The following is a 23,119-nucleotide window of genomic DNA, read 5'->3' as shown; positions in this document are numbered from 1 at the left end:
TCTCTTACCAGCCGCGCTGTGCCAGTCGATGCGGCTCGGCGATCTCCTCGACATTGATGCCGACCATCGGCTCTCCCAGCCCGCGCGACACCCGCGCCAGCACGTCAGGATCGTCGAAGAACGTGGTGGCCTTGACGATTGCCGCGGCCCGCTGCGCGGGATCACCGGACTTGAAGATCCCGGAGCCGACGAACACGCCTTCAGCGCCCAGTTGCATCATCATCGCGGCATCGGCCGGCGTCGCGATGCCGCCGGCGGTGAACAACGTCACCGGCAGCTTTCCGGCCCGTGCCACCTCGGCCACGAGTTCGTAGGGCGCCTGCAGCTCTTTGGCCGCGACGAAGAGTTCCTCGTCGGTCAGCGAGCCGAGCCTGCGGATCTCACCGCCGATCGCCCGCATGTGCGTGGTCGCGTTGGACACGTCACCGGTGCCCGCCTCGCCCTTGGAGCGGATCATCGCGGCACCCTCGGTGATGCGACGCAGAGCCTCGCCGAGATTCGTTGCGCCGCAGACGAACGGCACCGTGAACTTCCACTTGTCGATGTGATGCGTGTAGTCGGCTGGAGTCAGCACCTCGGACTCGTCGACGTAGTCGACGCCGAGGCTCTGCAAGATCTGCGCCTCGACGAAATGACCGATGCGCGCCTTCGCCATGACCGGGATCGTGACGGCGGCGATGATGCCTTCGATCATGTCGGGGTCGCTCATCCGCGAGACACCGCCCTGGGCGCGAATGTCAGCGGGCACCCGCTCGAGCGCCATCACGGCAACGGCACCAGCCGCTTCGGCAATGCGGGCCTGCTCGGGGGTGACGACATCCATGATCACGCCGCCCTTGAGCATCTCGGCCATCCCGCGCTTGACGCGCGCGGTTCCGGTCTGGCCGTTTGCGCCGGTTTCCACTGCTGCCTCTTCCGTCGGTAACCCCTGGTACCGGCCCAGTCTAGTAGGTGGGGTCCACGCCCTTTCCCGCCGAGACTGCTGGGAGATCGCGAAAATCGCGCGACTCGCGATCTCGCAGCAGTCTCGGCGCAGAAAGTCAGCGGATCGGCTGCGGTGTGCCGCGCATCGGCGTGGACCGCCCGTCGGCGAGGGCGTTCGCTTCGGGCAGCAGATCACCCAGCTGTACCGGGTATACCGCCTCTCCACCGTCCACCAGCTCTGCGATGTCGGAGGCATTACACCAGCGGTGTCCGTGGATGTATCGGAGCTCCAGCGCGCTGTGACCCGCCGACGACGGCGTGAACCGCTGGGTGCGATGCACGAAGAACAGCTCGTGGCTTCGGATCACCGAATCGTTGAAGTCGATCAGCGCGTCGCGCTGCCACACCGGGCCGATCATCTCGTCGGGATCTGCGACCAGGCCCGTCTCCTCGTACACCTCTCGCGCCGCAGCGCGCTGCAGCGTCTCCCCCGGTTGTGCTTCGCCGCCGACCGTGAACCACCACTTGGGCGCCCCGGAGCCTGGCCGCGCCGGATCAGAACCACAGAACAGGAGCACCCTGCCGTCCTCGTCGAGAAGCACGACCCGCGCCGACGTCCGCAAACTGACGACGCTCTCGACGCCGTCCGACATCTGTGCGCGCTCGACGATCTCGAAATAGGTTGGCAACGGCGCGGTTCCGCCGAGGCGCAACCACCTCACCGGGCGATCCTGCCGCAACGCCAACGTGTCCCTTACCGCGTCGTTGTGGAACCGTCGGGCCAGCATCACCCGTGCTTCGGCATCAGCCAGTTCGGCGATGATCGCCGGGCGCAGGGCGCCGATGTCGACGGCGGCCAGCTCCGACGACAGCTCGTTCTCGGCCGTCTCCCGCTGCGATCGCGGAGCCCGTTCGGCGGCATCGGCCAGTGCCGTCAGCCGCCGGCACCGTTCCCCCGGGCCGTACGCGTCGTCGGCGACGGTGCGCGCCACCACCGCACGGCGCGCCAGCGCAGAGTCGAGCGCCTGCCAGGACAGGTCGCACCGGAAGTGCAACCGGTCAAGCCGGGTGGCTCGTTGATACGCCCACAACGCGGCCGTTAGGAAGACCAACACCAGTACGGCGATGCCCACGGTGGCCCAGGTCATCAGCCAGCCACCTCGACCTTCGCTCCCGGTGCCGCGACTGTCTCGTACACCCGCATGATCTGCTGCGCCACCACGGACCAGTCGTAACGGACTATTGCGGCGTTGCCCGCGGCGGTGTAGCGCGCCCGCAGCTCATCGTCGCTGAGCACTTCGACGAGCGCGTCGGCGAGCGCACCGCTGTCGTCAACCGGGACAAGCCGTCCGCCCTCACCGTCCTTGAGCACGCGCCGGAACGCGTCGAGATCAGAAGCCACCACGGGCGTGCCCGCCGCCATCGCCTCGACGAGCACGATCCCGAAGCTCTCGCCGCCGGTGTTCGGTGCGCAATAGACATCGGCACTGCGCAACGCGGCGGCCTTCTCGTCGTCGGTAACGTGCCCCAAGAAGCGCAGATGCCTGCTCAGCGCTCCGGCCTGCTCCCGCAGCTCGTCTTCGTCACCGGGTCCGACGATCAGCACCTGCACCTCGGGAAATCGTTCGACCAGTCGTGGCAGCGCGCCCAGCAGCACATCCATGCCCTTGCGCCGTTCGTCGTAGCGGCCCAGAAACAGCACCGTCTTTCCGGAGCGCGGATATCCTTGCAGCACAGGCGCATTGGCGAACTTACCGGTGTCCACCCCGTTGGGTATCTCCACGGCGTCGGATCCCAGTGCCTCGATTTGCCAGCGCCGCGCCAAGTCCGACACCGCGATGCGGCCGATGATCTTCTCGTGGAAGGGCCGCAGGATGCCTTGGAACACCGACAGCGTGAACGATTTCGTGGTCGACGCGTGGAAGGTCGCGACAATCGGACCTTCGGCCACCATGAGGGCGAGCATCGACAGGCTCGGCGCATTGGGCTCATGAAGGTGCAGCACGTCGAAATCGCCATCGGCGAGCCACTTTTTGACCCTGCGGTGGGTGGCCGGGCCGAACCGCAGCCGCGCGACGGAGCCGTTGTACGGGATAGCCACGGCCTTGCCGCCGGACACGACGTAGTCGGGCAGCGGAACGTCCGGCGACGCCGGCGCCAGCACGCTGACCTCGTGGCCTCGCGCGCGCATGACCTCGGCGAGCTGCAGCACGTGCGACTGGACCCCGCCTGACACGTCAAACGAATACGGGCACACCATCCCGATCCGCATCGGCCTCAATCCTTCTCCGCACAAGCGTTCAACGCTGCACTCTCTTCTTCGCGCAAGCGCTCATCAGCGATTCTCCTCTAACCGCGCCAAGCGCTCGGCGGGGAGGTCGGCAAGCCATTGCGGTTGCATCATGTGCCAATCCTGCGGATGGGCTGCGATACGGGAAGCGAAGATGTCGGCCAGCGTCTGGGTGACGACCCCGACGTCCCCAGACGAGACGTCCAGTCGTGGGCATACCTCGAGTCGCCAGTCCTCGCCCTCGTACCAGGAGTACGTGGGAAGCACGGCGGCTCCGGTCTCGATTGCCAGCTTCGCGGGGCCTGCGGGCATGCGGGTCGGCTCGCCGAAGAAGTCGACCTGCACGCCCGTGCGCGTCAGGTCACGTTCAGCCATCAGGCAGATGACGCGGTTGGCCCGCAACCGATCTGCGAGCACCTGGTACGGCGGCCGCGACCCACCGGTCAGCGGCAGCATCTCGAAGCCGAGGCTCTCGCGGTACTCGATAAACCTGCGATAGAGCGACTCGGGTTTGAGCCGCTCGGCGACCGTGGTGAACGTGCCGTGGTATCCGACCAGCCACACCCCCGCCATGTCCCAGTTGCCGCTGTGCGGCAGCGCCAGCATCGCGCCGCAGCCCGCCTCGAGTGCGGCATCCACGTTCTCCTGGCCGACGACGGCGTCATTGAGTCGCGGATAGAGCTTCCCTTGATCCATCGACGGCAGCCGGAATGCTTCACGCCAGTAACGGGCGTAGGAGATCAACGCCGCCCGCATCAGCGAATGCGGCACCTCCGACGGCGCGACCCCGATCACCCTGGCGAGGTTCTTGCGAAGTTGCTCGGGACCACGACCACGCGACGCATACCAGCCGCCGGCCTCAAATGTTCTGCGGGCCACGATATCCGGCATTGCGCGGACCACGCGCCAGCCGGTGGCGTATCCCAAGTCAGCGAGCTGCTCACTCATCCGGGCGCGACCGCCACGCCAGAGTCGTGACCCCGGAAGGTCGGGAATCACGTCTCGCTCGTCTCCTGTGTCTCTACCTGCTCCGCCGTCTGGATCTTGTCGGTCGCTCCTGCCGACGTCCGGACGGTGTGCAGCCGCTGCGCGACTGTCACGAGGCTCCCGATCGCGAGCAACCACATCGCGATCGGCAAGATCCACGGCATCGGGAAATACGGCAGGTCCGAGAGCCCCGCGCCGACCAGCACGATGATCAACCGTTCGGGGCGCTCGATCAGCCCGCCGTCACCGCGCAGGCCGCTGGCCTCGGCGCGGCCCTTGATGTAGCTGATCACCTGGGAGGTGACCAGGCAGATCATCGTCGCGGCTGCCAGCGACTGGCTGTTCAGCCCAAAAGTCGCCCACCACAACAGGCCGCAGAAGACTGCCCCGTCGCCAATGCGGTCGCAGGTGGCGTCCAGCACCGCGCCGAACCGGGTGCCACCGCCCTGCACACGCGCCATCGCACCGTCGAGCATGTCCGATAACACGAAGAACCAGACCACCAAGGTGCCCCACCACAACTGCCCGTTCGGAAAAAGCGTCAGCGCGGCGACCACCGAGGCCGAGGTGCCAAGAATGGTCACGCTGTCGGGGGTAAGTCCCACACGCAGCGCGGCCTTCGCCACCGGCGTGCTGAGCTTCTCGTAGGCCGCCCGCGTCATCAGGTAGAAGTTGCTCAGGGTTGGACCCCCCGTCGCTCCGCCCGCCCCGGCTCAATCTCCCGTCGCTCCGGTTGTCTCACGGGTGTTTCGCCCATTCCGTGGCGAGCAGGTGCCGTGTGTCGCGCAGCAGCTGAGGAATCATCTTCGTTCCGCCGATGATCGTGATGAAGTTCGCGTCGCCCACCCATCGGGGCACAACATGCATATGTAAATGTTCGGCCAGCGATCCGCCGGACACCTTACCCAGATTGAGTCCAACGTTGAACCCCATTGGCCGCGACACCGCCTTGATCACGCGAATGGCCTTTTGCGTGTATGCCATCAGCTCGGCGGACTCGGCGTCGTCGAGGTCCTCGAGCTCGGACACCTGCCGGTATGGGACCACCATCAGGTGGCCAGGGTTGTACGGGTACAAATTCAGCACGACGTACACCTGCTCGCCGCGTGCCACGACAAGGCCCTCCTCGTCGGGCAGGGTCGGGATCTCGCTGAACGGACGCTCCGGCGTCGCGTCTTCTCGCTTGAGAGGCGACTCGGCGATATAAGTCATCCGGTAGGGCGTCCACAGCCGCTGCAGTCTGTCGGGCACTCCGACGCCTTTGTCGACGATGGTGCGATCGTCATCATCGTTTGCTCTTCGCGCAAGCGGCTCATCGCCGTCTGGCTGCGGCTGTGTCACTGCGCACCGCCGGGTTTCAGCAGATCGGCTGTGGGCGAGGCATTCTCGCGTCGCTGAATCCAGTCGACGATCGCCGTGACCGCCTCATCACGCGGAACACCGTTGAGCTGGCTGCGGTCGCCGAACCGGAAGCTGACGGCGCCGGCCTCGACGTCCCGGTCTCCGGCCAGCAGCATGAACGGCACCTTTTGATTGGTGTGGTTGACGATCTTCTTGGCCATCCGATCGTCGCTCGTGTCGACCTCAACCCGCACGCCGTGGGATTTCAATTGGGCGGCAACGTCTTCCAGATAGGGCACGTGACCGTCGGCGACCGGGATCCCGACCACCTGCACGGGTGCCAGCCAGGCAGGGAACGCGCCCGCGTAGTGCTCGGTGAGGATGCCGAAGAACCGCTCGATCGAGCCGAACAGCGCGCGGTGAATCATCACCGGCCGCTGCCGGGTGCCATCGGCGGCGGTGTACTCCAGCTCGAAGCGCTCGGGGAAGTTGAAGTCCAACTGGATTGTCGACATCTGCCAGCTGCGGCCCAACGCATCCTTGACCTGCACGGAGATCTTGGGGCCGTAGAACGCGGCGCCGCCCGGATCGGGTACTAAATCCAGCCCCGACGCGGCGCCGACCTCGGCCAGCACCTCGGTGGCTTCCTCCCACAATTCGTCTGAGCCGACGAACTTCTTCGGGTCCTTGGTGGATAGCTCAAGGTAGAACTCGGTCAGCCCGTAGTCGCCGAGCAGGTCGAGCACGAAACCCAGCAGGGACGTCAACTCGTCGCGCATCTGATCGCGGGTGCAGAAGATGTGCGCGTCGTCCATCGTCAGGCCACGCACTCGAGTCAGACCATGCACGACCCCCGACAGCTCGTAGCGATACACCGTGCCGAATTCGAAGAGCCGCAACGGAAGTTCGCGATACGACCGCCCACGTGACCGGAAGATCAGGCAGTGCATAGGGCAGTTCATGGGCTTGAGGTAATAGTCCTGGCCCGGTTTGCGCACGGTGCCGTCGTCGTTGTACTCGGCGTCGAGATGCATCGGGGGGAACATGCCGTCCGCGTACCAGTCGAGATGGCCGGAGATCTTGAACAACTCCGCCTTCGTGATGTGCGGGCTGTTGACGAACTGGTAACCCGCCTCACTGTGCTTGCGCCGCGAGTAGTCCTCCAGCTCCCGGCGGATGATCCCACCCTTGGGATGGAAAACAGCTAGGCCGGAACCGATTTCGTCGGGAAAACTGAACAGGTCCAGTTCGGCGCCGAGCTTGCGGTGATCGCGGCGCTGCGCCTCCTCGATGAACTCGAGGTACTTGTCCAGCGCCTCGTGCGACTCCCAGGCAGTGCCGTAGATGCGCTGCAGACTTGCGTTGTCCTGGTTGCCGCGCCAGTACGCCGCCGAGCTGCGAGTGAGCTTGAATGCCGGAATGTACCGCGTGGTCGGAATGTGCGGGCCGCGGCACAGGTCACCCCAAACTCGTTCGCGGGTACGGGGATTGAGGTTGTCGTATGCGGTCAGCTCGTCGCCGCCGACCTCCATGACCTCCGGGTCGCCTGACTTGTCGTCGACGAGCTCGAGCTTGTAGGGCTCGTCGGCAAGTTCTTCGCGCGCTTGGTATTTCGACTCGTAGACCCGGCGCGAGAACAACTGTCCGTCCTTGACGATCTGGCGCATGCGTTTTTCCAGCGCTTCGAGATCTTCGGGCGTGAACGCCTCGGCCACGTCGAAGTCGTAGTAGAAGCCGTCGGTGATCGGCGGGCCGATGCCCAGCTTGGCGTCGGGAAACAGATCCTGCACCGCCTGGGCCAGCACATGCGCGGCGGAGTGACGGATCACGCTGCGGCCGTCGTCGGTGTCCGCGGCGACCGGCACGACGTCGGCGTCGGCATCAGGCACCCAGCTCAAGTCGCGCAACTGGCCGGCGGGGTCGCGCACCACCACAATCGCGTTGCTCTCACCCCGCCCTGGCAGCCCCGCTTCGCGCACGGCGGCGCCCGCGGTCGTCCCGGCAGCCACCCGGATCGGTGCTGCGGGGCTGGCGGTCACGGCGGCGCTCATCGCGATATCTCCATTGGGTCTGTTGTGGCTGATCGCGGACCATGTTATCGGTGCAGGGCACCATCGCCCCACGACGTTCTCTGCTCTTCGCGCACGCGGCTCATCGCCGTTTCAGGGCTGGCCCGGGCGCAGCCGTACGAAAAGCGCCTCGGCATCCGCCAGCAGCACGTCCCCGTCGGTGATGCTGCCCTCGACGAAGATCTTGCGCCCGTCGATGCGCGCGATGCCGGCGTCGACCGTCAGCTCCTTTTCGACCGGCGCGATGTGGCGGTAGTTGACGTGGAGAAACGCGGTGCGCTGGTACGGGCTGCCGGTGAGCTTCGCGGCGGTGTACCCCAGCAGCGAGTCGAACAGCATCGCGATCGCACCGCCGTGAGCGGCCCCATTACGGCCCAGGTGGAATCGGCGGAATCGGGCCGTCCCACCGATGCGGCCGTCGTCGGTCTTGCGGAAGAGGACGGGGATTTGCAGGATGTTGCCGCGGTTGGGCAGGTCCATCCGACGACCGGATGGCGAGCACCACTCGTCAGCCCAATACGGAGAGAGCAACGCGGTGACACCCTCGAGCAGCCCCGCGGCCTTCGTGATCACCTCGTCCGGTGCGTCGACGGCCCTGGCATGGTCCTGCAACGACCGCACCGCCTCGACGAACTCGCCGTAGTCGGGACCGCCCTTGGTGGTGGGTTCGGGCGGGTTGAACCCGCCACCGGGGTGCTGCTGTGTTGACACCCCGGTCACGCTACGTCAGCGGCCAGCCTCGCCGATTTCTGCGCCAGGGTCGTCGATGCGGCCCAACCCGCGACCCTCCTGCAGATCTCGCTGCGGCGAGCAGCACACTGGATTCCATGCCGTTCATCTCGGACTTCGTCGGGCCGCAGGACCCGGTCGCGTCGTGGCCGAAGAGACGGCCCGGGTCGCTGCGGCGAACCAGCACCATCGACACTCGCGGCGCCGATTCGGGCGAGGTCGACGTCGACCTGCGGGCGCGCGACATTCAGACCGACCCGACGGGCGCGATCGAGGTCCTTGCCCACTGTGAGGTTCGGGCACACCTGAGCAATCGCATCATCGAGAGCATTGCCGGCACGCCGGAAGATGCCCGGCTTGCCGCACTGCGAAAGCAGTTGGTGGGTCCCGGGTTTCGCAACCTCCTTCGCGATGCACTGAACACCGAAGTGGAGTCGGCGAGCCTGCTGCATCTCCTGCTCGACGACTGGCCGGGCGCGTCGCTGGTCGCCGGCTACGCCGCGCAGCACGCGATGATCACCCGCGGCGTCGAGCTCGAGGTCGACGATCACGTGTCCGAACGCATGACCGGCATCTGCTCCGGATTCGCGCCGCACTCGTCGGTGGTGACGTTCGTCGAAAAGAACCGGCTGATGCCCAACGCACCGGGACCTCTCGCGCCGGACCTCACCCGCGGTGATCGCGACGGGCTACACGCCGTCGAGGCGTTGCCGCCACACAGCATGCGCCGGTTGCGCCGACTCGACCTGGACCCCCGCGACGAGGAGTCCGCCGGGTTCGACGCGCATTTCCGAGACACTCACGTCGACGGCGCGGGCGTCGAGACGGTCGTTCACGAGTACACCGTCAACGGCACAGTCGGCTTGGCGACGCACACCATCACAGACCTGACGGCCGCCGTCCGCGTCCTGCCGTGGCGCGAATGTCCAGGAGCGCTGGCGAGCTCGACGCGCGTGCGTGGCATGGCGATCAACGAGCTGAGAAGTCGCATCCGCACCGAGTTCGTCGGCACCGGCACATGCACCCATCTGAACGACACACTGCGATCTCTTGGTGATCTCGATGCGCTGATCGACCTCTGACACTCACTCGTCGGCGAGGTGCTCGAGCCTGCCGATCGTGTCGGCGAATTCCTCGACCATCTCCAAAACGACGCTGCGCGCCGGCTTCACGGTGTCCATCGAGCCGACGATCTGGCCGACGAAATAGGTGGCCAGCTCACGGGCTTTCGCGCCGGGTTTGTTCGCCGCCTTATTGATGCGGTACTGCGAGTCGCTGGTCAGCGTCGTCTGCAGCGGCATACCAAGCGGCTCGGGGGTGTCGGGCCGCTCCCACTCGTCGGTCCACGCGGTGCGCAGCATGCGGGCGGGCTTGCCGGTCAGCGACCGCGAGCGCACCGTGTCAGACGACGTGGCCGCGAGGAACTTGTCTTTCACCACGGGCATCGTTTCGGCTTCCTCTGTCGTCAGCCATACCGACCCACACCACACGCCTTCAGCTCCCAGGGCGAACGCGGCCGCGATCTGCCGCCCCCGCCCGATACCACCGGCCGCGAGCACTGGAATGGGAGCGACGGCGTCGACGACCTCGGGCACCAGCACCATGGTCGCGACCTGTCCGGTGTGACCGCCGGCTTCCGTTCCCTGCGCGATGATCAGGTCGACGCCCGCAGCCGCGTGCCGCAGCGCGTGATCTTTTGTGCCCGCCAAGGCGGCGACGACGACGTCGCTGGCGTGCGCGCGCTCGACCAGATCGGCGGGCGGCGACCCCAAAGCGCTTGCGATCAGCTTGATCTCGTGCGCGAAGGCGACGTCGAGCAGCGGCTCGTACCCCTTCGGCGACACGTTGATCTCGCCGCGGGGCCGTCGCTCCTCGTCGGGCGCCACCGAGATGTCGTAGCGCGCGAGAACGTCGTCGAGGAAAGCCCTGTGTTCGGCAGGCAGCAGGGCCTGTACCCGTTCGGCGTCGATCCCCCCTTCCTCGGCCCCGACGTACTTGGGCGGCAGCAACAGGTCGACCCCGTACGGTCGGCCACCGGTCTGCTCTTCGATCCAGGTGAGCTCGGTGTCGAGACGCTCGGGCGTGTGGGCCACCGCTCCGAGCACGCCGAACCCGCCCGCATTCGAGACGGCGGCCACCACATCACGGCAGTGACTGAACGCGCAGATCGGGAACTCCACGCCGAGCATCTCGGCGACTCTGGTGTGCATGACATGACGCTACGACGCGCGCCGCGGCACCGGCTCGTAGCGGGGGTCTTTTCGCCGCGTTGTCGACGAATATCGTCATCCCGGCCGATTACGAGCAAAGCTGGGGTAGTTTTCGAAATGCGCCGCCTCACCCCGTGGGAACGTGGTTGAAAGAGGCTCGCAGGGAAACTGAAATGCCATAGGCAAGTGAATCTGTTCACGAGTGCGCCCGCGGTCCGGTTTGCGACGAAGGCGTGGCCTTCGCCGCAGGCACGACTCGCCGCGCCATTTCCCCGATCGACGTCAGGCGAGTTGTGACGGTGGACAAGCATTCGGTTGACGAGATGCGCGACACGCGACCGCATGACCACGTCGTACACGTCTATGTAGACGATTTCGCCCTCACCCAGGAGCTCGCCCGCTTCGTCGCCGACGGACTGACCCTCGGCGAAGCCGTTGTCGTCGCCGTAACCGCTGAGCACCGCGCTTCGGTCCTCGCCCTCCTCGACCGCAGGCCTCTGCGAGCGGGGGCAAGAGAATCCCTCGTTATTCTCGACGCCGTCGAGACGCTCAACGAGATCATGGTGGACGGCCACCCCGACGGTGCAGTCCTCGAGGCGCTGAGCAACCGAATCCTTGACCCCCTCACCGCAGACGGACGCGAAGTCCGCCTGTGCGGCGAGATGGTGGCCATGCTCTGGGCTGAAGGCAACGTCACGGGAGCTCTCGCGTTGGAGTCTGTGTGGAACGACCTGGCGGCGAAGCGGCGCTTCTTCCTGATGTGCGCCTACCCCGGGGCGTCGCTTCGAGGGTCACGACTGCGCGATATCGACGCAATGCGCGACGAACACTCGCAGAGCTGGCTGCTGGGCCTGTCGATGCAGTATGCAGAACGGTCCGCCATTACGACGCCCGACAACGCCCAACTCTTGATTCCGTTTCCGATGCCGTCGACGGTCTCTGTGGCACGCCACTTCGCCACTCACACCCTCGCCGAGTGGGAGGCAGCAGATCTCGTCGACTCGGCAGAAGTCATCGCGTCGCAGTTGGCCACCAACGCTGTGGAACATGCGCATACGGCATATCGGCTTACCCTCTCGCAGGCCTCGACGACCGTGCGGATAGAGGTCGAGGACGCTGTTCCGGTGGCAGATGGCGCATCGCTTGATCTAGCGAAGGTCCAAGCGTGCGCGTCTCGGTACGGCTACACGCTGACGCCGCACGGCAAGAAGGTCTGGGCCGAGCTGAATCGCTGAGTGCGGTTATGCCGCGCTGCTCATCTCGTCGAATTCCGCGTCTGAGAGCGCGATTTCGGCGGCGGCGACGTTGTCCTCGAGGTGGGCGACCTTCGACGTGCCAGGGATGGGCAGCAGCACCCGCGATCGCTTCAGCAGCCATGCGAGCGCGAGTTGCGACGGCGTGGCCCCGTGCGTGGCGGCGATGAGCTGCAGCGGACCGTCGCTCGCGGCCAACGGGCCCGCGGCGAGCGGGAACCACGGGATGAACGCCACGCCTTTGGCCTCGCACGCCTCGAGCACCGGCTCGGCCTTGCGCACGCTGAGGTTGTACATGTTCTGCACCGACACGATCGTCGCAACCTTCTGCGCCGCTTCGAGCTGGTCGACGTCGACCTCGGACAAGCCGATGTGCCGGATCTTTCCCTCCTGCTGCAGCTTGGCGAGCTCGCCCAACTGATCCTCGAGCGGAAACTTCGGATCGATGCGGTGCAGTTGGAAGAGGTCGATGCGATCCACCCCGAGTCGTCGCAAGCTCATCTCGCACTCCTGGCGCAGGTACGCCGGGAAGCCGAGCGGTATCCACACGTTGGGCCCGGTGCGCAGAAAACCGGCCTTGGTAGCGATGACGAGGTCGTCGGGATAGGTGCCGAAGGCCTCCCTGATCAGCTCCTCGGACACGTAGGGTCCGTACGAGTTGGCCGTGTCGATGAAGTTCACCCCGAGCTCGTAGGCACGGCGAAGAACGCGGATGCACTCGTCGTGGTCGGCGGGCGGCCCCCAGACGCCCTCGCCGGTCAATCGCATGGCCCCGAACCCGAGCCGATTGACGGTCAGATCATCGCCGAGGGTGACGGTTCCAGATTTTTGTGCAATGCCATGTGCGGTCACATGATCGAACCTACGCCGCGAATCGCTGTCAACTTCGCGAAGTGCGTAGTAAGCAGATAGCTATGAATACGGCGGGGTGCATCGGTCGGACGGGCGGATTGGCGGTGGCGTTAGGGATTGGCGCCGCGGTGGTATCGGGCTACGGGGTGGCGTGGGCCGACCCGACAGGGACAACCGGCGGCGAGTCATCGTCGACGGGAACTCCTTCGTCGAGCGGCGCCACCCCCGCGACTGGTCAAGACGCCACGGTGGCCAAATCGCCGACCGACGTGGCAGACGCGGCGAAGACGCCAGCGCAGTCGAAGAAGCCTTCGCGCGTCAAAGACCTGACGAAGTCGCTTCCCGGCGTGGACGCCCTAGGACTGCCGAAGAACCGCCCGGACACGCTCCGCCCGCCAAGCGGCTTCATCCACGAAGCAACCGAGACATCAACGCGCACAAGTACGTTGGCTACGCCAAAGAGTTTCACCACCAACGTCGCGAAGGCGCAGTCGCCCTCGGGCATCCCCGCCGTGGCAGCCGCCACAATTCACGCACCGGAGGCCGACCGGCTTGCGACCACTCCGCACGTCGTGTCGGCACCTGCCGCGCCGCGGAAACCGGTCGACGTCGCGATCGGCGCGATGTCGAACCTGGTGAGTTCTTTGGTGAACCCGCTCGCGGGAACATCCCCGACGTCACCGCCGGACTCCCCCGCGACGTGGGCGGTGATGGCGGCCGCGCGTCGTGAAACCCTCACCGGCCCAAGCCCGCTCGTGGTCGCGCAGACCACCCCGGTCGCCGTCGAGCAAATTGCGCCACTCGCGGGTCTGCAGCAGTTGCCGATTATCGGGCCCGTGTTTGTGACTCCGATTGTCGCGCTGATTCATCAGATTCCAGTCGTCGGCGACATCATCCATCCGCTGATCGGCTACCCGGTCCAGCTTGGGCTGGCGCCCGGCACGCCGGTCGCACGCGACTACAAAGTGACGTCCTTCGACGGCACCCAGATCTACGTTCACTTCATGCCGGCGGCCGGACTCCAGGCGGACCAGAAGGCGCCGACGATCCTCAACGGCCCGGGCCTGGGCATGCCGGGTGCCACGAACCTCGACGGCACTCTGCTGGGCGGCTTGATCACCGACAACCTGGGCCAGGTGGGCATCGCGACCCTGCGTAACGCGGGCTACAACGTCGTGACATGGGATCCCCGCGGCGAATACAACTCGACCGGGCAGTTGGAGATCGACTCCCCTGACTACGAGGCGAAGGACGTCTCCGCGATTATCACGTGGCTGTCCACTCAGCCCGAGGCCAAGCTCGACGGCGTTGAAGCCGACCATGATCCCCGGATCGGGATGGTCGGCGTGTCCTACGGCGGCGGCATTCAGTTGGTGACCGCGGCCACCGACCATCGGGTCGACGCGATCGTGCCGACGATCGCCTGGAACACGCTGAACACCTCGCTGTACAAGAGCGAAGCGTTCAAGAGCGGCTGGGGATCGATCCTCACCGGAGCGCTCGTCGCGACCCTCGCGCGGCCGAATCCCGCCATCATTCCTGCCGCGATCCTGGGCGACCTGACCGGACTGGTGTCGCCGGACAATCAAGCCCTGCTGGCTGATCGCGGGCCAGGAGGCATACGTGAACTGCTCGGACAGATCACTGCGCCAACGCTTTTCATCCAGGGCACGGTCGACACGCTGTTCACCCTGCAGGAAACCGACACCAACATGCAGGAGATGGCCGAGGGCGTTCCCACGAAGGTGCTGTGGTTCTGCGGCGGCCACGGCCTCTGCTCAAACGATCTTCTCGACCAACGCGACGGCGCGCTGATCACACAACGCACGTTGGAGTGGCTGGACCGGTATGTGAAGGCCGACACCGCTGTGCAGACCGGCCCCAAATTCGAATGGGTCGACCAAACGGGCCAGTACTTCGCTTCGGACACCTACCCGGTGGCCCACGGCGATCCGATCCTGGCGCAGACCACGACGAGCCAAACACTGCCGTTGCTGCCGGTGGTGGGCGGTTCCGGGCCGATGTTCTTCGTGCTCCCGATCGGCGGCACGAAGGCCGGCAACGCACTGAACCTCACCACCCCGGCCGCGACGACCACCACCTACATCGTCGGTGCACCGACATTGACACTCACCTACTCGGGCACCGGTGTGGGCCGCCACGTCTACGCCCAGCTGGTCGACAGCACGAGCGCTGTGCTGGGCAACCAGGTGACTCCGATACCGGTGACGCTGGATGGTGACGAGCACGAACTCACCATTCCGCTGGAGATGGTCGCGCACACGCTGCAGCCCGGACAGACCGTGACGCTGCAGTTGGTCTCGTCGGCGGCCTCGTACCAGACAATCTGGTCGCTCGGCGAGCTGAACGTGTCGAGCATGGTGCTGTCCTTGCCAACGGCCGACCCGATTCAGGTGACGGCGGAGGCTATCGATCCGCAGAGCGGCGCGGCGTAGGACGTGGACCTTTCGCGGCTGGCGGACGCGCCGTTCACCTACACGGAGATTGGCGCGACGCGCGGGCCGCTTCCGGACGGCTACCACCACCTGCACGAGTCGGCGCGGATCGGCACCGGCCTCACGCGTTTCGAGGACGCCGCAGCGCGGGTGATGAAGTTCGGGATGCTGCGCGGTGCCGGCGTGCGCGTGACGTCCAGCTCTGAGGTCGCCGAGGTGGGCACGGTGGCGGTGGTGCACCTCGGGCCGATCCGGGCGCCGTGCCGCGTGGTGTACGTCATCGACGAGCAGCACCGTCGGGGATTCGCATATGGCACGTTGGCAGGCCACCCGGAGCGCGGCGAAGAGCTTTTCTCGGTGCGCTACGAGCCGTCCGAGGACGCGGTGTATGGCGAAGTGGCCGCGTTCTCACGGCACGCGACATGGTGGAGCAGGGCCGCAGGGCCCGTCACCTCGCTGTTTCAGCGGGTGATATCGAAACGCTACGTGTCCGCGGTGTGACCAACAGGCATGAGCTGTTGACAAACGCGTAAGTTAAACGGGTGACCAACGCGCTCGAAGGGCAAGGCACATATCGCCGCATCGCCGAGATCGTGCGTGCCCTGCATGACCGCTCGGAGAGTGATTCCGACACTGTGATCGCCGAGCTGGCCGAGCATGCGGTTCAGGAAATCCCGGGCGCGAAGTACGCCGGCGTCACGGTCACCACCGATCGCAAGCGGATCGACACCCCGGCGGCAAGCCATGCGTACCCGCTGATCCTCGACGACATCCAGCAGCGCCACGGCGAGGGGCCGTGCCTGGCCTCGGCGTGGGAAAAGAAGACGTTCCACATCGCTGACCTGGAAAAAGACTTCAGGTGGCCAAGATATCGGAGGGACGCACTGGCCGAGACGCCAATCCGGTCGATCATGGCTTTCCAGCTGTTCATCGCCGACCGTTCGATGGGTGCGCTGAACGTCTACGCCGAGGAACCCGGGGCCCTCGATGAGAAGACGGAGGAAGTCGGGCTGATCTTTGCCACGCACTCGGCAGTGGCGTGGAACTCGGCTCGCCGGGATGAACAACTTCAGCGAGCATTGACAAGTCGCGACATGATCGGGCAGGCGAAGGGCATGATCATGGAGCGCTATAACATCGGCGCGATTCAGGCTTTCGACATGCTGAGGAAGTTGTCGCAGGATTCGAACGTGCCGCTTGCCCGAATCGCACAGGAACTCATCGAGAAGTCTCGAACGTCGGCAAGCTAGCGTTTTGCTAGCAGCGAAGCGCCGTCGACGGGCGGGACCCTAACGCTTACGGGTGACCCATTGGTAACGCAGGGACTGGTGATCGTCTTCGCGTTGCTGTCGGCTATCTGCATGGCGATCGGCATCGTGATCCGGCAGCGGGCCACGGTCGATGTCCCCGTCGACAAGGGCGTCAGCTTCACGATGGTGAAGGCCCTACTGAGCAAGCCGGTGTGGTGGGTCGGCACCGCGGCGGCGGTGGCCGGCTTCGTGTTCCAGGCAGCGGCGCTGGCACACGGTTCGTTGATTGTTGTGCAGCCCCTGCTCGTGTCGTCGTTGTTGTTCGCCTTGCCGATGAGCGCCCGGCTTGCCCACCGCCGCGTCACCCACTCCGAGTGGCTGTGGGCACTCGTGCTCACTCTCGCGCTGGCGATGTTCGTGTTGATGGCGCGTCCCAAACCCGCTGAGTACCGCGGGCGGGAAGTGGCGTGGGCGGTGGCGATTGTGGTGATCACGGTGATCATCGCCGCCTGCGTGGTGTTCGCTGCCCGTTCTGTGGGGCGCAGACGTGCGCTGCTGATCGGCGTTGCCGTCGGCGTGCTGTTCGGGCTCCTCGCTGTGCTGACCAAGCTGGTGATGTACGAGCTGGCGGAGAAGGGCCCCGTGGGCATGCTCATGATGCCGCCGGTGTATTGGACTGTGTTCGTTGGTATTTCCGCGACGGTGCTGCAGCAGTCTGCTTTTCACGCTGGCGCGCTACAAGCGTCGGTGCCGACGATGTTGATGTTGGAGCCGATCGTCGCGGTGCTGCTGGGCGCGCTGGTTCTGAACGAGCAGCTGTCGGTATCCGGTTACGAAACGGTGGCCTTGCCGATCGCCGTGCTGGCGATGGCCGCGGCGACCATCGCCCTCGCGCGAGACGAGGGCGCCTACGAGGAACAGCTCGAATCCGTGGTGACACGTCAGCTCGATCCCGCTGATGAGACTCCCGTCGCGGTCAATCCCGCAGCGGTACAGAACTCCGCCCCTCTCCACAAGGCGGAGGGCACTCTTCGCGGCAAGGACGCCAGACGCGCGTAGCCGGCCGTGGCCGAAGCGTGACGGATCGTTTATCGAATTGCGAAGGCGCACGGGCACTTCGAATCGTCGCGACACCCTAGGATCAAGTGACATTGTTGTGATTCAAGGGATCCGGAGCCATGCCTCAGGTTGTTCGGTGTGTTCTTGTAGTGATCGGAATCACGGCAATCGTGGCTGCCGGACCGACCGGCGCCAGCATGGCGGCAGTCAACCCGTCGCCGAGGCCCGCGATCGCATCCGTTCTGCCAACGCGGGGCGAGGTCGTGGGTGTGGCGCACCCGGTAGTGGTGAGGTTCGGCGCACCCGTCGCCGACCGGCGCGCCGCCGAGCGCGCCATTGATATCACATCGTCACCCGCGATGACGGGCAGGTTCGAATGGCTCGACGACGTTGTGGCGCAGTGGGTTCCGGATCGACTCTGGCCGGCGCACACTACGATCGCGCTTTCAGTCGGCGGCCGCATGACGGACTTCAAGACGGGTGCTGCAGTCGTTGGCGTCGCCAGCATCTCGGATCACACGTTCACCGTGACCGTCGACGGAGTCGGGGCGGGTCCGCCGTCGGCGCTACCGGCGCCGCATCATCGGCCGCACTGGGGCCAAGAGGGCGTGTTCCCGGCCTCGATGGGGAGACCGGAGTACCCGACGCCCGTCGGCATGTACACGGTGCTGTCCAAAGATCGCGCGGTGACCATGGACTCGAGCAGCGTCGGGATCCCGGTCGACGCTCCCGACGGTTACTTGTTGACGGTGGATTACGCCGTCCGCATCACCGGCCGTGGCCTTTTCGTGCATTCGGCGCCTTGGGCGGTCAACTCGCTCGGCTATGACAACGTTAGCCACGGGTGCGTCAGCCTGAGCCCCGAAGACGCTGAGTGGTACTTCAACACGGTCAGCGTCGGTGACCCAGTGATAGTGCAGGAGAACAGCATCGAGGTTCCTCGGATGCACTCGTCGCGCTGATTGAGAACAGCTTTAGCGGGCAGCTCTAGCGCGGCCCGCCGGCGACAGGCCCGGGCGGAGTTGGCTGCCCTGGCACAGGCGCCCCGTCGGGGGGCGGAGCAATCGGGTCGCCCTTGCCGCCGACGGTGCCGGACAACTCGGTAAGCGGGGCGCCAGCTGCAACGGGTGCACCCGCTGCGATCGGAGCACCTAACGGAACCGGGGCAACAGGGACCGCCGGGATGACAGGTACCACGGGGATGACGGGCGCGGCCGGGACAACTGGAATGGGCCCGGGCAGGGCCATCGGGATACCGGCCATATCAGCGACCGGCGCGGCAGCGGGAACGCACGCTTCCGGAGCTACCGCACCGACCTCGCCGGCCGACGTATACATGCAATTCTCGCCGCCGGTGGTCAGCGGGGCAGCTGCGACGCTCGGGCTCAACGCTATGGCGACCCCGCACAACCCAACCCCGGCTGCTACAACTCCGACGTTGACCCGTCCCAAGTTCGCCACCGACATCGACTCCTCCATCCGTGCATTCAAGTGGTGCAACAACTCCGGCAAGCCCGCAATCGCTGCTCGACAACCGCGTTAATTATCAACAGCATCTTTAGGGGGCGCCACACGGCACATCGCTCCGTTTCCAAACCGCACATCACTCCGTTTCCGAACGGTGATGTTCGGCCTGGATGCCGTGACGGTTTAGTCGCGCCAACTCGCTGACAAAGGGCTGGCCTCGGAGCAGAATTTCGGCTGTGACGACCGCGTCAAACCCGTGGGAATGGAATTCTCGACCGTGTCGTCCCGGCATGAGGGCCGACGCACTGGGTCGCCGGCACGCGCGCCGCATGAGCCGGTCATTCGCAGGGGTCGGCGTCGCGATCCCGGCGACCCGTCTGCGGCAGATTTCGGCGGGCGCGGCGTTCGCGGGCGACGAGTTGACGGACATCAGGTTCGCGCTCACGGCAATCGAACTCGAGCGTGAGGACCGTCGAGCGAAGTTCAAGCGAGGACGCCGGTTCGGCACGCGTTGCGTCCTGTTCGTCGCGTTTGTTCTCGTGGCGTTGGGTTTGTTGATTGGCATGGGACTCGTCATGCTCAGCGCGCTACAGCACTCGTCGGTGTTCTAGAGGGTGTTGGTCAGCTACGCAGCGGTGTGAGGGTGCTCAGTGAGTACTCCGTGACGGCGATCAACGCGGCCCTCGCCGAGTGGCGATCACGAGCATCGACGGTAATTACCGGGATGTGGTCGGGCGCGGTCAACGCCTTGCGGACCTCGTGCGTCGGATGCCGTGGCGCACCGTCGAATTCATCGACGGCGATCAGAAACGGCAGGCTACGCGCCTCAAAGAAGTCGGCGGCGGCGGAGCTGTCTTGCGGGCGCCGGACATCTGCCAGAATAATCGCGCCGATCGCGCCACGGACCAGGTCGTCCCACACGAACCCGAACCGACGCTGGCCCGGCGTGCCGAACAGGTAGAGCACCAGATCCTCATCGAGGGCGATGCGGCCGAAGTCCATTTCCACTGTCGTGGTGTTCTTCATCGGGGTGGCCTCAAGGCCGTCCATCCCCGCAGACGCGTTGGTGACGAGCGCCTCGGTGTGCAGCGGCATGGTTTCGGAGACCGCGCCGACGAAAGTCGTTTTGCCAGAGCCGAACCCGCCGGAGATGACGATCTTCGTCGAGGTGGCGCCCCACCCCTCAGAGTGCTCGTAGGCCACGCAGGGTCCTTGTTATCAGTTCACGTCGTTCGTCGATTGTCATCGAGTCACCGGCGGGGGCCAGCACCCGCAGATAACCGTGTGTCACCAGTTCGCCGACGAGGAACCGCGTCGCACCGAGCGGCAAGGACAGACGAGCGGCGATCTCTGCGAGCGAGCGGCTCTGCGCGCACCAGGTCAGGATCTGGCCCCGCACATCATTTTTCGGCCAGCGCGGCGGCTTCGCTGTGGTGTCGAGCGCTTCGACGCGAGCCTCGAGCGCCAGTTCAACACCAGAGTCGGTACGGCCTGCCGTCCGCGCGTATGGCCGGCCAAGGCTCGGCTCGTCCGCGGTTTCCGGTTCTGTGAACAAGTCGCCGATCGGTTCGCCGATGCCCTCCGACTGCTGATGTGCGTCGGTGTGCTTCTCACGGAGATGTGGCGAACCATGCGGCAGCTTGTAGTTCTCCAAGAACCACAACGTCTGGTCGGCGTGCACCGATGCGCGCAGCTCGCTGGAGACGACCTTGAGTACGGTGCGGTCGGTGTCGATGACGAATGTAGTCCGCCGGACCGGCAGCAGCCGGGACAGCAGGCCACGACGCCGAGAGTGCCGGCCACGCCGATCCTCCTCACGCGCCACGAGGGATCCACGCAGCTTGGCGAGCCTGCCTCGGTGCACCCCGAACAGCTCGGACACCACACCGTCCGCGTCGGAGAGGAGCGGATAGTCGAACGAGCGTTGTTGGGCGAAGTGGGCCTGTTTGTCGACGGTGTCGGTGCTGATGCCCACCCGCTGGGCGCCCACCCTGGCGAATTCATTGCTCAAGTCACGGAAATGGCAGGCCTGGGCTGTACAGATCGGTGAGGACGCTAGTGGGAAGAAAAAGAGCACAACCGGCCCGCCGGAAAGGAGCGCGGACAGTGTCCGAGGCCGACCGGTGTGGTCATACAAAGCGAAGTCAGGCGCCTTCTCGCCCGCGATCATCGCCAAAGAATAACGCGGGGAAGCCCTGTGCGGCGCACACGTCAAATAATTCGATCATGGCCGAACAGCCGCTCTAATTGCAGATTGCCCCGACTGTTCGGTCAGTTAGCGGGCGGACGACCCCGCAGATGTGAACCTGCCCGCGGTTTCTCGGTAATATCTGGCCGATGAGCGAATACCAACTGACGCGTGGGGTGTTGCGTCATTCCTGGTCACGCGGTTTGCGACGGGCCGGCCTGGGCGCCGCCGCGGTGCTGGCCGCCGGTGTTCTGCTGATCGCGCCAAGCGCTGTCTCGCGCGGCCTCCCCTCGGCCAGCGCCGACGACTGCCCGGACGCCGAGGTGACCTTCGCCCGAGGCACCGACGAACCGCCCGGCGTCGGGCGCGTCGGCCAGGCCCTGGTGGACTCGCTGCGCCAGCAGACCGGCATGAACATCGGTGTGTATCCGGTGAACTACAAGGCAAGCCTTCTCCAGTTGCACACCGACGACGGCTCTAAGGACGCCGTATCGCACATCAAATCCATGGCCGACAAATGCCCGAATATGCCGCAGGTGTTGGGCGGGTACTCGCAGGGTGCGTCGGTGATCGATATCGTCACCGGAGATTCGGCGGGGGGCATCCTCAGGGGCACTCCGCTGCCCGCCCAGTACGCCAACATGGTCGCGGCGGTCGTCACCTTCGGCAATGTGGCCGACCGCAGCGGTCAACCGATAACGACCCAGAGTCCGCTGTTCGGTTCCAGGGCCCTCGATCTGTGCAACCCCAGCGACCCGATCTGTCACGCGGGCCCCGGCAACGAATGGAGCGGGCACACCGAGGGCTACGTGCCCATCTACACCGACCAGGCGGCGAGCTTCGTCGTCGCGAAACTCTTGGGGGTCCAACTTCCCACTACATCGGGGCCTTCTGCGACGCTCGCACCGTCTACGGCGCACGAATCGCGCACCGCTTTCCACTGACGGGGCCGATCGGGCCGAATGATATGTCCGGAGTGCGTCCAGGCTTGGATGCCGGGATCGGTCATTACCCGCGTCAGACGTGATTGTTGGCTGTTGCCCTCATCCACGCCGCGTCAGTCGGCTACACGATCGCGAGAATGACGCTCGGAGCCACTGAGCTGCGATGAGGTTGTGGTCCCGGCTGGTTTCGAACCAGCGACCTTCCGCGTGTGAGGCGGACGCTCTCCCGCTGAGCTACGAGACCCGCGAACGAGGTCGAACATTAACACGCACGGACTCCGGCGGGTATTTGCGCTGGTCGAAACCGCCAACGCGGGCGACTCGCCGGCGGTATCGTTCGCTCCGTGTTCACTGTCCATCGACTGTGGATTGCCTTGTATATCGCTGTCGCCAGCGCCGCACTCGTCATCGGGTCCGACTACGCCAGCGATACCAAGAGTTACGACATCACCCTGGCGGCCACCCGTGAAGTCCACGAATTGACAGCCTTCCGCTCTCCATCCGGGAACATCGGCTGCTACATCGAGCCGAATTACGTACGGTGCGACATCCGCGACCGCGCATGGTCTCCACCACCGCGGCCCGCCGACTGTCCTGGCATGACGGACTACGGCCAGGGCATCGCGTTGAAGGCAGGTGCAGGGGCGAGTTTCGTCTGCGCTGGAGACACTGCCCTCAATGACGGGCTCGCCCTTGGGTACGGGGAGAAGATCACCGCCGGTTCGATCGAATGCACCAGCCAGACGTCCGGAATGAACTGCTGGGACTTCCAGTACGGGCACGAATTCGCCCTGTCCCGTGAGGGTTATCAGATCCGGTGAATCGCCTGGCGGACCGCCATGGACATGCCCGATAGAGATTTGTGTGGCCATACTGGAGTGGACTATCGTTTCGGTTCGCACGTGGCGACGACCTCGCCCGTCGCGCGCGGATGTAGCGCAGTTGGTAGCGCATCACCTTGCCAAGGTGAGGGTCGCGGGTTCGAATCCCGTCATCCGCTCGAAGGTGCAGTCGCATTAACCCCCAGCGGTGGAGTGGCCGAGTGGTGAGGCAACGGCCTGCAAAGCCGTGCACACGGGTTCGATTCCCGTCTCCACCTC

21 protein-coding genes, 3 tRNA genes and 4 pseudogenes are annotated in these 23,119 nt (G+C 65.6%); 12 read left to right on the top strand and 16 right to left on the bottom strand.

Going from position 1 to position 23,119, the window contains the following annotated elements; genetic code table 11:
• Window positions 1–4: 4 nt before the first annotated feature.
• The 8 genes from pdxS to QOH60_RS26425 all read right to left on the bottom strand — a co-directional run bounded on the left by pdxS (window position 5) and on the right by QOH60_RS26425 (window position 8,322).
• Window positions 5–904, bottom strand: coding sequence for a pyridoxal 5'-phosphate synthase lyase subunit PdxS (gene pdxS, locus QOH60_RS26460; protein ID WP_526424848.1), 900 nt, complete (start codon window positions 902–904; stop codon window positions 5–7).
• Window positions 905–1,040: 136 nt separating this feature from the next.
• Window positions 1,041–2,072, bottom strand: a complete 1,032-nt coding sequence (locus QOH60_RS26455) for an NUDIX hydrolase (protein WP_526424847.1) — start codon at window positions 2,070–2,072, stop codon at window positions 1,041–1,043.
• A complete protein-coding gene (locus QOH60_RS26450; protein WP_526424846.1) occupies window positions 2,072–3,196 on the bottom strand; it encodes a glycosyltransferase family 4 protein in 1,125 nt (374 codons plus the stop codon). The genes QOH60_RS26455 and QOH60_RS26450 overlap by 1 nt, the downstream gene beginning before the upstream one ends.
• 63 nt (window positions 3,197–3,259) lie before the next feature.
• The gene (locus QOH60_RS26445; protein WP_526424845.1) at window positions 3,260–4,213 is read right to left on the bottom strand and encodes a phosphatidylinositol mannoside acyltransferase; all 954 of its coding nucleotides are present in this window, start codon (window positions 4,211–4,213) and stop codon (window positions 3,260–3,262) included.
• The gene (gene pgsA / locus QOH60_RS26440) at window positions 4,210–4,881 is read right to left on the bottom strand and encodes a phosphatidylinositol phosphate synthase (protein ID WP_526424881.1); all 672 of its coding nucleotides are present in this window, start codon (window positions 4,879–4,881) and stop codon (window positions 4,210–4,212) included. Before pgsA ends, QOH60_RS26445 begins: the two co-directional genes overlap by 4 nt.
• Before the next feature lie 58 nt (window positions 4,882–4,939).
• On the bottom strand, window positions 4,940–5,542 hold the full coding sequence (locus QOH60_RS26435) for an ATP adenylyltransferase (protein WP_526424844.1): 603 nt from the start codon (window positions 5,540–5,542) through the stop codon (window positions 4,940–4,942).
• Window positions 5,539–7,593, bottom strand: coding sequence for a threonine--tRNA ligase (gene thrS, locus QOH60_RS26430; protein WP_526424843.1), 2,055 nt, complete (start codon window positions 7,591–7,593; stop codon window positions 5,539–5,541). Before thrS ends, QOH60_RS26435 begins: the two co-directional genes overlap by 4 nt.
• A gap of 111 nt (window positions 7,594–7,704) precedes the next feature.
• Window positions 7,705–8,322, bottom strand: coding sequence for a PaaI family thioesterase (locus tag QOH60_RS26425; protein ID WP_526424842.1), 618 nt, complete (start codon window positions 8,320–8,322; stop codon window positions 7,705–7,707).
• A 116-nt stretch (window positions 8,323–8,438) separates the two neighbouring features.
• Between QOH60_RS26425 and QOH60_RS26420 the strand changes: the two are divergent.
• Window positions 8,439–9,386 (top strand): annotated as a pseudogene (locus QOH60_RS26420) (DUF2889 domain-containing protein); the annotation flags it as partial.
• Here the strand turns inward: QOH60_RS26420 and QOH60_RS26415 are convergent.
• Both QOH60_RS26415 and QOH60_RS26410 read right to left on the bottom strand, forming a co-directional pair.
• Window positions 9,376–9,429 (bottom strand): annotated as a pseudogene (locus QOH60_RS26415) (hypothetical protein); the annotation flags it as partial. The pseudogenes QOH60_RS26420 and QOH60_RS26415 overlap by 11 nt on opposite strands.
• Window positions 9,426–10,550, bottom strand: coding sequence for an NAD(P)H-dependent flavin oxidoreductase (locus QOH60_RS26410; RefSeq protein WP_526424841.1), 1,125 nt, complete (start codon window positions 10,548–10,550; stop codon window positions 9,426–9,428). The gene QOH60_RS26410 and the pseudogene QOH60_RS26415, both read right to left, overlap by 4 nt.
• A 299-nt stretch (window positions 10,551–10,849) precedes the next feature.
• Between QOH60_RS26410 and QOH60_RS26405 the strand changes: the two genes are divergently transcribed.
• Window positions 10,850–11,785 carry an ATP-binding protein gene (locus QOH60_RS26405; protein ID WP_526424840.1) on the top strand — a complete coding sequence of 312 codons (936 nt, stop codon included), beginning with the start codon at window positions 10,850–10,852 and terminating at the stop codon, window positions 11,783–11,785.
• 6 nt (window positions 11,786–11,791) lie between these two features.
• Here the strand turns inward: QOH60_RS26405 and QOH60_RS26400 are convergent, their stop codons facing one another.
• Window positions 11,792–12,655, bottom strand: coding sequence for an aldo/keto reductase (locus QOH60_RS26400; protein ID WP_526424839.1), 864 nt, complete (start codon window positions 12,653–12,655; stop codon window positions 11,792–11,794).
• Window positions 12,656–12,759: 104 nt separating this feature from the next.
• On the opposite strand from QOH60_RS26400, the gene QOH60_RS26395 reads away from it, so the two are divergent.
• The 5 genes from QOH60_RS26395 (at window position 12,760) to QOH60_RS26375 (ending at window position 18,382) form a co-directional block, all read left to right on the top strand.
• On the top strand, window positions 12,760–15,111 hold the full coding sequence (locus QOH60_RS26395; protein WP_526424838.1) for a CocE/NonD family hydrolase: 2,352 nt from the start codon (window positions 12,760–12,762) through the stop codon (window positions 15,109–15,111).
• A gap of 3 nt (window positions 15,112–15,114) precedes the next feature.
• Complete coding sequence (locus QOH60_RS26390) at window positions 15,115–15,612, top strand: DUF1990 domain-containing protein (RefSeq protein WP_526424837.1); 498 nt, start codon at window positions 15,115–15,117, stop codon at window positions 15,610–15,612.
• A gap of 41 nt (window positions 15,613–15,653) precedes the next feature.
• Window positions 15,654–16,361, top strand: a complete 708-nt coding sequence (locus QOH60_RS26385) for a GAF and ANTAR domain-containing protein (RefSeq protein ID WP_526424836.1) — start codon at window positions 15,654–15,656, stop codon at window positions 16,359–16,361.
• Window positions 16,362–16,421: 60 nt separating this feature from the next.
• Window positions 16,422–17,420, top strand: a complete 999-nt coding sequence (locus tag QOH60_RS26380; protein WP_526424835.1) for a DMT family transporter — start codon at window positions 16,422–16,424, stop codon at window positions 17,418–17,420.
• A gap of 119 nt (window positions 17,421–17,539) precedes the next feature.
• Entirely contained in the window at window positions 17,540–18,382 is an 843-nt protein-coding gene (locus QOH60_RS26375) for a L,D-transpeptidase (RefSeq protein WP_526424834.1), read from the top strand.
• A 25-nt stretch (window positions 18,383–18,407) separates the two neighbouring features.
• Here QOH60_RS26375 and QOH60_RS26370 read toward each other — a convergent pair whose 3' ends face one another.
• Complete coding sequence (locus tag QOH60_RS26370; protein ID WP_526424833.1) at window positions 18,408–18,899, bottom strand: hypothetical protein; 492 nt, start codon at window positions 18,897–18,899, stop codon at window positions 18,408–18,410.
• A gap of 317 nt (window positions 18,900–19,216) precedes the next feature.
• Between QOH60_RS26370 and QOH60_RS26365 the strand changes: the two genes are divergently transcribed.
• A complete protein-coding gene (locus QOH60_RS26365; protein WP_526424832.1) occupies window positions 19,217–19,498 on the top strand; it encodes a hypothetical protein in 282 nt (93 codons plus the stop codon).
• A 10-nt stretch (window positions 19,499–19,508) separates the two neighbouring features.
• Here QOH60_RS26365 and QOH60_RS26360 read toward each other — a convergent pair whose 3' ends face one another.
• From QOH60_RS26360 to QOH60_RS26350, 3 genes and pseudogenes are all read right to left on the bottom strand, one after another.
• Entirely contained in the window at window positions 19,509–20,090 is a 582-nt protein-coding gene (locus QOH60_RS26360; protein WP_526424831.1) for a GTP-binding protein, read from the bottom strand.
• A pseudogene (locus QOH60_RS26355) lies at window positions 20,071–20,355 on the bottom strand (DUF742 domain-containing protein); the annotation flags it as partial. The pseudogene QOH60_RS26355 and the gene QOH60_RS26360, both read right to left, overlap by 20 nt.
• 183 nt (window positions 20,356–20,538) lie before the next feature.
• A pseudogene (locus tag QOH60_RS26350) lies at window positions 20,539–21,057 on the bottom strand (peroxiredoxin); the annotation flags it as partial.
• A gap of 167 nt (window positions 21,058–21,224) precedes the next feature.
• On the opposite strand from QOH60_RS26350, the gene QOH60_RS26345 reads away from it, so the two are divergent.
• Window positions 21,225–22,019, top strand: a complete 795-nt coding sequence (locus tag QOH60_RS26345) for a cutinase family protein (protein ID WP_526424830.1) — start codon at window positions 21,225–21,227, stop codon at window positions 22,017–22,019.
• A 172-nt stretch (window positions 22,020–22,191) separates the two neighbouring features.
• On the opposite strand, the gene QOH60_RS26340 is transcribed toward QOH60_RS26345, so the two are convergent.
• A tRNA-Val gene (locus tag QOH60_RS26340) sits at window positions 22,192–22,263 on the bottom strand.
• A 100-nt stretch (window positions 22,264–22,363) separates the two neighbouring features.
• Between QOH60_RS26340 and QOH60_RS26335 the strand changes: the two genes are divergently transcribed.
• The 3 genes from QOH60_RS26335 (at window position 22,364) to QOH60_RS26325 (ending at window position 23,118) form a co-directional block, all read left to right on the top strand.
• The gene (locus QOH60_RS26335; protein ID WP_526424829.1) at window positions 22,364–22,840 is read left to right on the top strand and encodes a DUF6636 domain-containing protein; all 477 of its coding nucleotides are present in this window, start codon (window positions 22,364–22,366) and stop codon (window positions 22,838–22,840) included.
• A 106-nt stretch (window positions 22,841–22,946) separates the two neighbouring features.
• A tRNA-Gly gene (locus QOH60_RS26330) sits at window positions 22,947–23,019 on the top strand.
• Between the two features lie 28 nt (window positions 23,020–23,047).
• Window positions 23,048–23,118: transfer RNA gene (locus QOH60_RS26325), tRNA-Cys, on the top strand.
• The last annotated feature ends 1 nt before the right edge of the window (window position 23,119 follow it).

This window comes from Mycobacterium sp. (genome assembly GCF_032159765.1).
GTDB lineage: Bacteria > Actinomycetota > Actinomycetes > Mycobacteriales > Mycobacteriaceae > Mycobacterium.
Note: the sequence above shows the minus strand (reverse complement) of the source record. Positions and strands in the feature narration are given on the sequence as shown.